This window comes from Bacilli bacterium, from assembly GCA_036381315.1.
Classification (GTDB): Bacteria; Bacillota; Bacilli; order Paenibacillales; family KCTC-25726; genus DASVDB01.
Genome location: DASVDB010000028.1, coordinates 1 through 11557, shown reverse-complemented (window position 1 = coordinate 11557; position 11557 = coordinate 1). Strand labels below are relative to the sequence as shown.

Here is an 11557-nt window from a genome sequence, read left to right as displayed (position 1 = left end):
ATCTCCTACACAAGATAATTGAACAATTGCTGGTCTTTATTCACTTCAATATAAGAAATGCCTTTTTCGTTCATACGCCGGATTAGCCCTTCGTAATCCTCGCGGAATTTCAGCTCGATCCCGACCAATGCCGGACCGCTGTCGCGGTTGTTCTTTTTGGTGTACTCAAAGCGGGTAATATCGTCGTTCGGACCCAGCACGCCGTCGATAAACTCGCGCAACGCGCCCGCCCGCTGCGGAAAATTAATGATAAAATAGTGCATCAACCCTTCGTAAATCAGCGAGCGCTCCTTGATCTCCTGCATCCGGTCGATGTCGTTGTTTCCGCCGCTGATGACGCATACCACCGTTTTGCCGCGAATTTGTTCGCGATAAAAATCAAGCGCGGCGACAGGGATGGCGCCAGCCGGTTCAACGACGATCGCATTCTTGTTGTACAATTCCAGAATGGTTGAACATGCTTTGCCTTCGGGCACGATTACTATATCATCCAATACCTGGCGGCAAATGTCAAAGGTTAATTGCCCGACTTGCTTCACTGCCGCACCGTCGACAAACTTGTCGATCGAATCCAACGGCACCACGCGGTTTTCTTCCAGCGAACGCTTCATGCCGGGCGCGCCTGCCGGCTCGACGCCGATGATTTTCGTTTCCGGGCTGACGCTTTTGAAGTAAGTGCCGACGCCCGCCATTAAGCCGCCGCCGCCGATTGTGCCAAATACATAATCGATCGGGTCGGCTGTTTGGTTCATGATTTCCAAGCCGACAGTAGCTTGTCCGACAATTGTTTTCGCATCATCAAACGGATGAATAAACTTCATTCCTTCTTTTTCGCTGTGCTGTTTGGCTATCGCAAACGAATCGTCGAACGTGTCTCCCGTCAGCACCACTTCCACATTGTCGCCGCCATACAGCTTAACCTGCGAAATTTTTTGCCTGGGCGTGGTCGTAGGCATAAATATTTTCCCTTTGATCCCCAGCGCGTTGCAGGAATAAGCGACGCCTTGCGCATGGTTGCCGGCGCTTGCGCAAACGACGCCGGATTTCAGTTCTTTTGCCGACAAGCTTTTGATATTGTAATAAGCGCCGCGGATTTTAAACGAGCGCACTACTTGCAAGTCTTCCCTTTTAAAAAAAATATTGCACTCGTATTGCGCCGAAAGGAGTTCGTTTTTTTGCAGCGGCGTCGGTTCCGCCACCTGGTGCAGCACCCTGCCCGCATGAATGATATCCGCTATCTGGATGCTTTCTTCTGCCTTGCCCATCTGTGCCATCTTCCTTCATCAAAAAAATTTAGAATTCATTGTAGCACAATTTTGGTGGGAAAACGATGACTGCGTGACAATTGTTTGCTTGCCGGATTGCTTGCCAAAAAAGCTTGTCCGTTGGCGGGCAGGCAAAAAGCGGGCCTTGCGCCGTCTTGTCCCCGCCCGCTTTTTGCCCGTTCAAACTATAGCATCCGCCATTATCTCCGCGCGAATTTTTTCGCTGCCGCTAAAATCCGCCGCGTGCACATAGATTTCCCGCAAACGGTTGTAAGAAGCTTGCGCCTGCGCCAGAAACTCGATGCCGAGCTTCATTTTTTCCGCGTAGCGGCTTTTCACATGATCCAACTGTTCCTGAAACCGTTCATCCGTCCCATCCGCAACCGCCAATTCGTACATATCGATGATCTCATCGTTCTTACGTTCGGGAAAATACTCATGGGGAGCGGTACTGTCAAAGATTGCGACGCCCAGCTGCCTGATGATCACCATATCCAGACTGTCCGGGTCGAATCCGCAATGGTAAACTTCCGCAGCATAACCTCTCTTGGCGCCCACCGCGGCAATACGCTTCAGCATCGTCGATTTGCCTGTGCCGGGGCGGCCTTTGATGAAGTAGCGTTTGTTTACGCCTGCGGTCAAATTGCCGATAAAATCAACCGCTCCATCCGGCGTGGCCGCTCCCAGAAAACGGTGGAACATAACGCCTTCCCGCGCCTGTTCCCGCTTGCCGAAAATCATGTTGATCATGTTCTCGGTTACGAAGTTTGCCGCATCCTTATCCAGATTGGCGATATAAATTTTTTCCCATTCGTCGTGTATGGCGAGCGCGTCGGCAAAATGCGCATAAGCCCGCGTTCGCGCTTCCCCGACCAAGTTGGCCAATTTGGCGATTTCCGCTTCTTTGCCGCCAAGTTTAGCGGCGTCGAGCACGTGCGACAAATCAATCGTCGCAAAACGCACCCCAGCTCGCGTAAGTTCATCGGCTTGGCGGGCGGAGCCGGCGATAACGCCCAATTGCGCTTCCCTGTCGATTACCCCGTCTACCGAACTGCTGGCGAAGGCGCTATGGATCCATTCCACGCCGGTTCCCCGGCTTTCCAACGCTTCGCCGATTTGCCGAATCAGCGTAGACTTCCCGCAGCCGGGCTCGCCCTGCAACATGATGATCCGCTTCAGCCCCTGCAGCGCCGAAGCAAGCAAACTGTGAAACCCTTTGGCGGTGTTGCCTGTGGCGAAGTAACGAATTGAACTACTTGCCATTTTAATGCACTCCCTCTCTTCGTCTGCAAACATTCACGTTTCTTTCCCTGCTATCGTATGCATGCGTCAAGAGATAGGTGTATGCCCAGATGATGTTCCGCATTTCCATGAATAAGATGCTATACTATGACTGAAATGACGAGTCGACCAATCGAGGAAGGAGCCGTCGTTGTGACAGAACACGCCGAGCGGGTGGTGTATCGCCCGATTCATGTCAGACAGTCCACCTTTCGCGGCGGTTTGGAGAGCCCGGTGCACCGCTGGTTCCGCCTGACGCCGAGCTTCGGGCCGGATTTGGTGGACGAGATGCTGGCGGCGATGGAAACAAAGCCGCATCATACTGTACTCGATCCGTTCGCGGGAGCAGGCACCACGCTCTATCAAGCAAAATTTCGCGGTTTGCGGAGCTTTGGCTTTGAAATCAATCCGTTTCTAGCGTTCGTTTGCCGTACGGCAACGAATCTGCAAGTGAATCCGGACAAGCTGCGGAAAACCTTTTTGGCGATTGCGGAAATATTCCATAAGCGGCGAACAGAGCTGAAAAACGCGGAAGTGGGCGAAATCGGCATTCCGCTGCCGCCGATACACAATGTTTTCCGTTGGTGGCGCAAGGACGTGCTGAAAGATTTGCTGATTTTGCGCGAGACGATCCGCGTTCAGGCGCGGACGCAAGAAACGCGGGATTTCTTTACGCTCGCGTTGGCGGGCGTGCTCGTGCCGGATTTGAGCAATGTGACGCTGGGACGGCTGCAACTGCATTTTATCGACCGGTCGGCGGATGCCATCGACGTTTGGGGCAGCTTTTCGCGGCATGCTAAGCAAATGATTGCCGATTTGGAACAGTTGGCAGCGCAGGCGGTGCAAACGCCCGCCACTTTGTTCCATACGGATGCGACGCAATTAACCGGCGTGCACATTCCCGCTCCGATCGATCGCGTTGTCACCTCGCCGCCGTACCCGAACCGTTACAGTTACGTATGGAACACCCGTCCCTTTTTATATTTTTTCGGCTTTATGGAAAACAAAAGCGAAGCCGCCGAGCTCGACAAACGCACGATCGGCGGCACATGGGGAACAGCTACCTCCATATTGGCAAAAGGGCGCGTCGAGCCGGCGCATCCCGCGGTTGCCGCGGTTGTGTCTCCGCTCGCCAAACAGATCGGCGAAATCGACCCGCTCATGGCCAATTATGTCATGAAATACTTCAATTTGCTGGCGGCGCAAATCATCGCCCAGGACAAGCTCCTGGCGCATGACGCGCGGCTTGCCTACGTGGTCGGCTGCTCCCGCATCAAAGGCGTATACGTGGAGACTGACCGGCTTGTGGGCGATTTGTTTGAACAATTGGGGTTGGGCTGCGCCACCGAAAAAATCGAACGCTTCCGCTTTCGCAACAGCGGCAAGGATTTGTACGAATCGATTGTGTATGTGCGCAAATGACGGTCACTTTCGGGCTTTTGCGTCAAACGAGCTTTTCAGCGAAACGGTGCGGTTAAACACAAGGCGCTCCCCCATGCTCAAGCGGGGATCGACATTGAAATAGCCGTGCCGGAAAAACTGGAATTTATCGTGCGGCTTCACCGTTTTCATGCCCGGTTCGACAAACCCAAGCGCAATTTCGAGCGAATGCGGGTTTATGCGCTCGCTGAAATCTTTTTCCTCATCATCGTTTTCATCCAAAATTAGCGGTTCATACAGCCTGAATTCGGCGGGAACCGCGTGCGCGGCATCCACCCAATGGATCGTCCCCTTCACTTTGCGCCCGCTGAAACCGCCGCCGCTTTTGGTTGCGGGATCATAGGTGCAATGCAGCTCGACTATGTTGCCGGCTGCATCTTTCACCGCTTCGACGCAGGTGATAAAATAAGCGCCTTTCAAACGTACTTCGTTGCCGGGGAACAGCCGGTAATACTTGCTTGGCGGGTTTTCCATAAAGTCGTCCCGCTCGATGTAAATCTCCCGGGAAAAAGGAACTTTCCGCACTCCCATGTCCGGATTTTCCTGATTGTTCTCCACTTCCAGCCATTCCGTCTGTCCTTCCGGGTAATTTATGATGACCACTTTCAGCGGACGCAGCACCGCCATCACGCGCGGAACTTTCAGCTTTAAATCTTCCCGGATAAAATGTTCCAGCATCGCGGCATCCACCGTGCTATAGCTGCGGGCTACGCCGATTTCCCGGCAAAATGCGCGAATCGACTCCGGCGTATACCCGCGCCGCCGCAATCCGGAAATGGTCGGCATGCGAGGATCGTCCCAGCCGTCCACGATTTTTTGGTCCACAAGCAGTTTCAGTTTGCGTTTGCTCATGACCGTATTGGTCAAATTTAATCGGGCGAATTCGTATTGTCTGGGCTGATGCTCCATTTCGCATTCCCGCACCACCCATTCGTACAGCGGGCGATGATCCTCAAATTCCAACGTGCAGATGGAATGCGTCACGCCTTCAATCGCATCTTCGAGCGGATGGGCAAAATCGTACATCGGATAAATGCACCAGGTGTCGCCGGTGTTATGATGCGCGGAATGGGCGATCCGGTACAGCACGGGATCGCGCAAATTGATATTTGGCGACGACATGTCGATTTTGGCGCGCAGCACTTTTTCCCCGTCTTTGAACTCGCCGTTGCGCATGCGCGCAAACAGGTCGAGATTTTCCGCGATGCTGCGGTTGCGATACGGGCTTTCCCGCCCGGGTTCGGTCAGCGTGCCGCGCGTTTGGCGAATTTCCTCGGCGGAGAGATCGCATACGTACGCCAGGCCTTTTTTGATCAACAATTGGGCGCGCTTGTACATTTCCTCAAAATAGCCGGACGCGAAAAACAGCCCTTCCCATTCGAAGCCCAGCCACCTTACATCTTCTTTAATCGCCTCGACATATTCCGTGTCTTCTTTGAGCGGGTTTGTATCGTCAAAGCGCAGATGGGTCTTGCCGCCAAACTCGTCCGCAAGCTCAAAATTCAAGCAAATCGATTTGGCGTGCCCGATATGCAAATAACCGTTCGGCTCGGGCGGAAAACGCGTAACGACGCTTTTGACATTGCCCGACCGCAAATCCTCGGCAACGATTGTTTTTAGAAAATTTGACGTTGATTGCATGCTATCCATCCTTCATCTGCCTTTCATCAGACCGTCTCATTTCATCCATTATAAACAAAATGCCCGCTTTATGTCCAAAGCGGGTGCAAACGCGTATCAAAGCTTTTTTTGCTAGTTTTACAGCTCCTGCATGAACGAGTCCAGCTTCTCCGACGCCGTGGCGAGCGTGGCATGCGTTTTGCCGATTTCCGAAATGGTCAGGAGCAATGAATGAAGATCGGCCTCAATCCGTTCGTTCATCTGTTTGTTTGCGCCGATGCTCTCCACGATTTTCCGGAACGAATCGTCCACCGTGCGCGACTGTTGCTGAACTTCGCTGGCAAATCTGCTTGCCTTCGACACAGAGTCGGAAATCGTGCGGATTTTGGCGCCGGTTTCTTCGATCAGTTCCGTTATCTGAAATACCGATTGCTTGGTTTGCTCCGACAATTTCCGCACTTCTTGCGCCACCACCGCAAAACCTCTTCCCTGTTCTCCCGCCCTGGCAGCCTCGATTGCCGCATTTAACGACAGCAAGTGGGTCTGGTCCGCCACATCGCTGACCAATTTGTTGATCCCTCTGATTTGTTCGGCAAACTGTTCCAGGATTATTGCCTGCTTCGTGACGTCTTCCGTCTCCTGGCGAATCTTGGCAATGTTGTCCAACTTTCAAGTAAAGCGCTTCCAATTTGCCATATGTCATCCCCTTAATGTTTTCTTATGTTATTTTTAATATAAATCAAGACCGGCCGCAAGAAGATTTTGTATGCGGTATGCGCTTATACGGGGCTGTCCGCGCTAACGGTTGCAATTGCCGTAATTTTTGCGAAAAATGACCATGGGGAAGTTTTAACGGACGCAGGTGACCGGCGTCCGTTGGCTGTTCATGCCTCTGATGCGGCACCATCGGTTTAAGTCGATCCGCCATCCAACATTCCCCTGAACTGCACAGCCTTGATGGCTTCTTTTTTACCCGCCGCTCAGCCCGCCGGCAATTTTGCGCCGAAACAGCATTCCCTTGTTTTGCGCCCGCGTATCCCCAAGATCCCAGCTTTCAAACGAATCGAATTTGTCCAGCAGTTCGTAATCGTCCGCAAACATGCCGAGAAAGTTTTGTTCATTGAAAAACCACGCAGGGTAGCTCGCGCCATACACAAAATCGGGGACATTTTCCAGTGTGATGCGGTCATCCAGATCGATAAACGGCGTCCGGTCGAATAAAATATATTCGAATCCGAAGCGGATGACGTGCCCGAGAAATCCGTACGGATCCTCCAGATATTGCAGGGAGCCGGAAAATAAAATGACGTCCGGATGTTCTTTGGCAATGCAATCTTCAACGAAATAGTAAAATTTCAGCGGACCTTCCGCGAATTCCCGCCTGCCGACTTGCACAAAATGAGGCTGCTCCACAATATTCCACTTGAGCTCGTTCAATTCCGTGAAAAAGCTGCGGTATAAATAGTAGGTGGAACCGAGCGAACCGCCGAAGTCCAACACATTCAACCTGTTTCCTTTGCACGAGGCGACATGCAACAGTTGCGCCAGAAACGGGTGGAAAAAGTCAAGCTTGTCGTAAGTGAGCGAGTCCATTTCATATGCGGCTTCACCGTTTTTCACCTTGAGCGCGCCTTCCCGCACCCGTTCCAGAATGCGCGGAACGTCATATCCGTCGGCATCCGCCAACGCGTCTTCCCATGTGGCATAGTTGCCGGTAAATTCGCTCAATCCCAATCCCTCCGTTGCAACAAAAATCCCATATTTTGCGCGTGTATGCCTTCAACTACCCAACTCTCGAACGAATCAAAATAGTCCAGAATTTCATACTCCGTTTCCAAGAAATTCATAAATTCGTCCTGGTTGAAAAACCACGACGGATAAGAGGCGTCATAAATTTCCGGGGAAACGAACTGGACGCTCAAAAAGTGTTCCTCCTGCGTCATTGGCGTCCGGTCAATAATGATGTACTTGAAGCGATGCGCAAATACTCGGGAAAGAAAATCGTACGGGTCCTTAAGCAACTGCAAAATGCCGGAAAGCAACAGCACGTCGGGTTTTTCTTCCGCCATGCATTCCTCGATCGTGTGGTAAAAACTAAGCGGACCTTCCGCCACATGGGATCGGCCGTACTCCACGAAACCGGGTTGTTCCACCACATTCCAGCTTAACTCCGCAAGACCGTCCAAAAACGGCCGGCATTGAAAATAGAGCGAGCCGAGCGAGCCGCCAAAATCGAGGACGCGCAAACGGTTGTTTCCGGCGGATGCCGCATATAACAGGTAAGAAATTACGGGATAGGAGTAGTGCGGCTCATCGTATAAAATCGTATCCCGTTCAAAGACCGCCTCCCCCGACTTGATTTTTTGCACGGCAATTTTCGCTTTCTCCAGAATTTCCGGCGCGCCGTAACCGGTTGCCACCTCCATGGCGTCTTCCCATGAAGGATAAATCCCCTGAAAATCGTCGCCCATTTTATCACTCCCAATCGTCACACGAGCCGTCAGGCGCCGTCATGATATAGGCTTTTCCACATTATATGGCGCGTTCGCCGATTTGTTTGGACAGTTCGGCAATTTGTTAAAACGCTTTTGTACATATTCATGCGCCGTGGCTTGCAAGCTTTGTCCACATATACTGTTAGCGGGGCACAAAAGTGTTCCGTTAAGCTTAGCGGAGGTGCGGAAATGGCCTTTTCCGGGAAAAAAACGCTTGTTACAGGCGGTCTCGGATTTATCGGCAGCAATCTTGCCATTCGGCTTGTGCGCGAGGGAGCGGACGTCACGATTATGGATTCGCTGCTTTCCGACTGCGGCGGCAACCCGTTCAATATCGAACCGGTGCGCGCCCATGTGCGCGTGGAGCACGCCGATATGCGGGACCGGCGGAAATTGGCCCGCCTGGTAAGGGGGCAGGATTTCATCTTCAATCTTGCCGGGCAGGTTGGGCACAGCTTCAGCATGGCGGACCCGTTCTTTGATCTGGAAGTGAATGCGAAGGCGCATTTGCAGTTGATGGAAGCATGCCGGAAATTGAACCCGGAAGCGGTTATCGTGTATACGAGCACGCGGCAATTTTACGGCCCGCCGCTTTATTTGCCGGTTGATGAAGCGCATTCCCCGCGGCCGCCGGACGTAAACGGAATTCACAAATGGGCCGGCGAACAATATCACGTTCTGTATGCGAAGGCTTACGGGCTAAAAACGATTTCGCTGCGCCTGACCAATACGTACGGCCCCAGGCAATGCATAGCCGACCCCCGCTTCGGCTTTGTCGGCTGGTTTATCAACCGGGCCATCCGGGGCGTTCCGTTAACCGTTTATGGCGGGGGAGAAATGATGCGCGACTTTCATTTTGTCGATGATGTGGTCGAAGCCTTGCTATTGGCCGCCGTTACGGATGCTTGCATCGGCGATTTTTTCAATCTGGGCGGTGAAATTGCCAGCATCCGCAGCGTCGCTGAAATCATTCAACAATGTTGCCCCGGCGCCACCATTCAATCCGTGCCGGCCCCGATCGATCAGCGGCGCATCGAAATCGGCAGCATTTTTTCGGATTGCCGCAAATTTCAGCAGGCGACCGGCTGGAAGCCGCGGGTTTCCCTCGAACGGGGACTGCGGCAAACCGTGCAATTTTATCGCGATAACCTGGATCATTATGAGGTGCTGCGCAAATGAAAGTTCCTTTTTTTAATGTCGGCGCCTGGAACCAGCAGTTGGAACAACAACTGCTCGCGGCCTTCCGGGAGATTATTGGCAGCGGAACCTATATTTTGGGCGAACGCTTGCAGGCGTTTGAAACAGAGCTGGCGCACATGCTGGACAACCGCCGTCCGGGCTATATGATCGGCTGCAATTCAGGCACTGACGCCATCCGCCTGGCGCTTCTTGCGCATGGCGTAAAACCGGGCGACGAAGTCGTTACCGTCGCCAATTCCGCAATTCCTACCGCGGCGGCGATCTGTTCGATCGGCGCAATCCCCGTGTTCGCGGAGGTGGATGCCGTGACCTGGATGCTGGACTGCAACCGGCTCGCCGAGCGGTTGAGCCCAAAAACAAAAGCAATTGTGCCGGTCCATCTATACGGCAATATGGCGGATATTCCGCGAATCCGCCAACTGCTTGCGGAACTGGGCAGAAGTGATGTCGCCGTGATTGAAGATACGGCGCAGGCGCACGGTTCCATTCTCGACGGACGCCAGGCGGGAACCATCGGCGACTTCGGCGCATTCAGCTTCTATCCGACGAAAAACCTCGGCGCGCTGGGTGACGCCGGCGCCGTATACTGCCGTTCGCCGGAGCAGGCCGAGCGGCTGCGGCAACTGCGCCATTACGGACAGAAAGACCGCTACCTGGCGGATACTGCCGATGGATTGAACAGCCGCCTGGATGAATTGCAAGCGGCTTTTCTGAAAATCAAACTACCGTTGATGGCAAAGTGGAACTTGCGAAAAACGATGCTGATGAAACGTTACCGACATGAACTGCGCGATGTTCCCGTGCAATTTCAGCAGCCGACGACTGGTTGCACGATTGCATGGCATTTGTGCGTGGTTAAACTGCCCGACTCCGAAACCCGCGATCTTTTCCGCCGATATTTGGCGGACAACGGTGTCGAAACGTTGATTCATTATCCCATACCGCTGCACCGGCAGCCCGCTTTCGCTGCCTATGCCGAGCGGTTTGCCATCTGTAAAAAAGAACTGCCCGTAACCGAGCATCTGGCGGCATGCATTGTCTCTCTGCCGCTCAATCCCGTGCTGACCGATGCCGAACAAACCCGGATCATCGAAGTTATCGCCGACTTTTTCACACATTTCCCTAAGAGGTGAGTTGCATGCGGCAATTTTGCACGTTGTTAAACGCCGGATATATCACCCGACTGCTTGCCTTGCATGATTCGCTGCTTAAAACATGCCGAGAGCCTTTTGCATTATATATATTATGTATGGACGATTTGACTTTCCGGATATTATCCGAACAAAATCTCTCCGGTGTTGTGCTGGTGCAAATGGAGGATTTTGAAACGGACGATTTGCGAGCGGTCAGAGGCGACCGCGAAGATTATGAATATTGTTGGACATGCACCTCGCATTTTATCTTGCATGTGCTTATGCGGTTTGGGCTAAATGAGGTAACTTATCTGGATGCCGATCTTTATTTCTTTCACGATCCCGCGATTTTACTGGAAGAGTTTCAGCAAAGCGGCGGCTCGATCCTGTTGACGGAGCACCGCTTTACGCCGGAGACGGAAAATTCCGAATCGGCCGGGATTTATTGCGTCCAATTTATGACGTTTAAAGCCGATGAAAACGGTGTTGCCGCCTTGCGGTGGTGGGGCGACCGGTGCCTGGAATGGTGCTATGCGACGCCCGAGCCCGGCAGGTTCGGCGATCAGAAATACGTGGAGCGTTTTCCCGAGTTGTTTGATGGCATCCATGTCGCAAAACATCCCGGAGGCGGTGTGGCCTGCTGGAACGTCCAGCAGTTCAAGCTTAGCGAAGGCCCGACGGTGAACGGCTATCCCGTTGTATTCTACCACTTCACCCAATTGACGTGGGACGCAAACATGAATTTTAACTACGGCACGTATCGCCTGCCCTATATGGCGAAGCCGCTTTTCTACGAACCGTATCAACGCGTGCTGGAAAAAAAGATTCAACTGATCAAGAAAAGATATGCGGATGAAGATACCGATGAATCGTGCTATTTCGATTTGACCGGCGCCTTGCGATAAACCGGCTTTTGCGATCAAAAAATGGAAATTATTGGGGGCAGATTTGATGTGCCAACTATTCCGTCAGGATTCGGACTTGTATTTGTCAACTGAAAATCCGGCCACATCGTCATTTAATTTCCGGCCACGCGGCATAAAAATAAAAGCTACGCCAACTGCTGTTTTTGCAACCACTCCTTTGTTTCTTTCATGCGATACGAATTTCCATTCATGTTGAC

10 protein-coding genes are annotated in these 11557 nt (G+C 52.6%); 4 read left to right on the top strand and 6 right to left on the bottom strand.

The genetic code is table 11. From position 1 onward, the window contains the following. Positions 1-5: 5 nt before the first annotated feature. Together ilvA and VF260_02125 are read right to left on the bottom strand one after the other, a co-directional pair. Positions 6-1274, bottom strand: coding sequence for a threonine ammonia-lyase IlvA (gene ilvA, locus VF260_02130; GenBank protein ID HEX7055982.1), 1269 nt, complete (start codon positions 1272-1274; stop codon positions 6-8). 171 nt (positions 1275-1445) lie between these two features. Then, positions 1446-2528: a PRK06851 family protein gene (locus VF260_02125; protein HEX7055981.1), complete on the bottom strand. Its 1083-nt coding sequence runs from the start codon at positions 2526-2528 to the stop codon at positions 1446-1448. Positions 2529-2654: 126 nt separating this feature from the next. On the opposite strand from VF260_02125, the gene VF260_02120 reads away from it, so the two are divergent. After that, positions 2655-3968 carry a hypothetical protein gene (locus tag VF260_02120; protein HEX7055980.1) on the top strand — a complete coding sequence of 438 codons (1314 nt, stop codon included), beginning with the start codon at positions 2655-2657 and terminating at the stop codon, positions 3966-3968. A 3-nt stretch (positions 3969-3971) separates the two neighbouring features. Here VF260_02120 and VF260_02115 read toward each other — a convergent pair whose 3' ends face one another. The 4 genes from VF260_02115 to VF260_02100 form a co-directional block, all read right to left on the bottom strand. Beyond that, positions 3972-5636, bottom strand: coding sequence for a glutamine--tRNA ligase/YqeY domain fusion protein (locus tag VF260_02115; GenBank protein HEX7055979.1), 1665 nt, complete (start codon positions 5634-5636; stop codon positions 3972-3974). Positions 5637-5744: 108 nt separating this feature from the next. Then, on the bottom strand, positions 5745-6272 hold the full coding sequence (locus VF260_02110) for a methyl-accepting chemotaxis protein (protein ID HEX7055978.1): 528 nt from the start codon (positions 6270-6272) through the stop codon (positions 5745-5747). Between the two features lie 303 nt (positions 6273-6575). Continuing rightward, positions 6576-7334 carry a methyltransferase, TIGR04325 family gene (locus VF260_02105; GenBank protein ID HEX7055977.1) on the bottom strand — a complete coding sequence of 253 codons (759 nt, stop codon included), beginning with the start codon at positions 7332-7334 and terminating at the stop codon, positions 6576-6578. Next, positions 7331-8077 (bottom strand): methyltransferase, TIGR04325 family, encoded by a 747-nt coding sequence (locus VF260_02100; protein ID HEX7055976.1) that lies wholly within the window; start codon positions 8075-8077, stop codon positions 7331-7333. The genes VF260_02105 and VF260_02100 overlap by 4 nt, the downstream gene beginning before the upstream one ends. A gap of 213 nt (positions 8078-8290) precedes the next feature. Here VF260_02100 and VF260_02095 point away from each other — a divergent pair, with 213 nt between their 5' ends. Genes VF260_02095 through VF260_02085 form a run of 3 tightly spaced genes read left to right on the top strand, consistent with a single transcriptional unit; the run spans position 8291 to position 11339 of the window. Next, positions 8291-9280, top strand: coding sequence for an NAD-dependent epimerase/dehydratase family protein (locus VF260_02095; protein ID HEX7055975.1), 990 nt, complete (start codon positions 8291-8293; stop codon positions 9278-9280). After that, positions 9277-10434, top strand: a complete 1158-nt coding sequence (locus VF260_02090) for a DegT/DnrJ/EryC1/StrS family aminotransferase (protein ID HEX7055974.1) — start codon at positions 9277-9279, stop codon at positions 10432-10434. The genes VF260_02095 and VF260_02090 overlap by 4 nt, the downstream gene beginning before the upstream one ends. A 5-nt stretch (positions 10435-10439) precedes the next feature. Further along, positions 10440-11339 (top strand): glycosyl transferase, encoded by a 900-nt coding sequence (locus VF260_02085; protein HEX7055973.1) that lies wholly within the window; start codon positions 10440-10442, stop codon positions 11337-11339. Positions 11340-11557: the final 218 nt, after the last annotated feature.

Coding starts and splice junctions, on each gene's coding strand:
- ilvA (HEX7055982.1), bottom strand. CDS start 1,274: ATGGCACAGATGGGCAAGGCAGAAGAAAGCATCCAGATAGCGGATATC.
- VF260_02125 (HEX7055981.1), bottom strand. CDS start 2,528: ATGGCAAGTAGTTCAATTCGTTACTTCGCCACAGGCAACACCGCCAAA.
- VF260_02120 (HEX7055980.1), top strand. CDS start 2,655: ATGACTGAAATGACGAGTCGACCAATCGAGGAAGGAGCCGTCGTTGTG.
- VF260_02115 (HEX7055979.1), bottom strand. CDS start 5,636: ATGGATAGCATGCAATCAACGTCAAATTTTCTAAAAACAATCGTTGCC.
- VF260_02100 (HEX7055976.1), bottom strand. CDS start 8,077: ATGGGCGACGATTTTCAGGGGATTTATCCTTCATGGGAAGACGCCATG.
- VF260_02095 (HEX7055975.1), top strand. CDS start 8,291: ATGGCCTTTTCCGGGAAAAAAACGCTTGTTACAGGCGGTCTCGGATTT.
- VF260_02090 (HEX7055974.1), top strand. CDS start 9,277: ATGAAAGTTCCTTTTTTTAATGTCGGCGCCTGGAACCAGCAGTTGGAA.
- VF260_02085 (HEX7055973.1), top strand. CDS start 10,440: ATGCGGCAATTTTGCACGTTGTTAAACGCCGGATATATCACCCGACTG.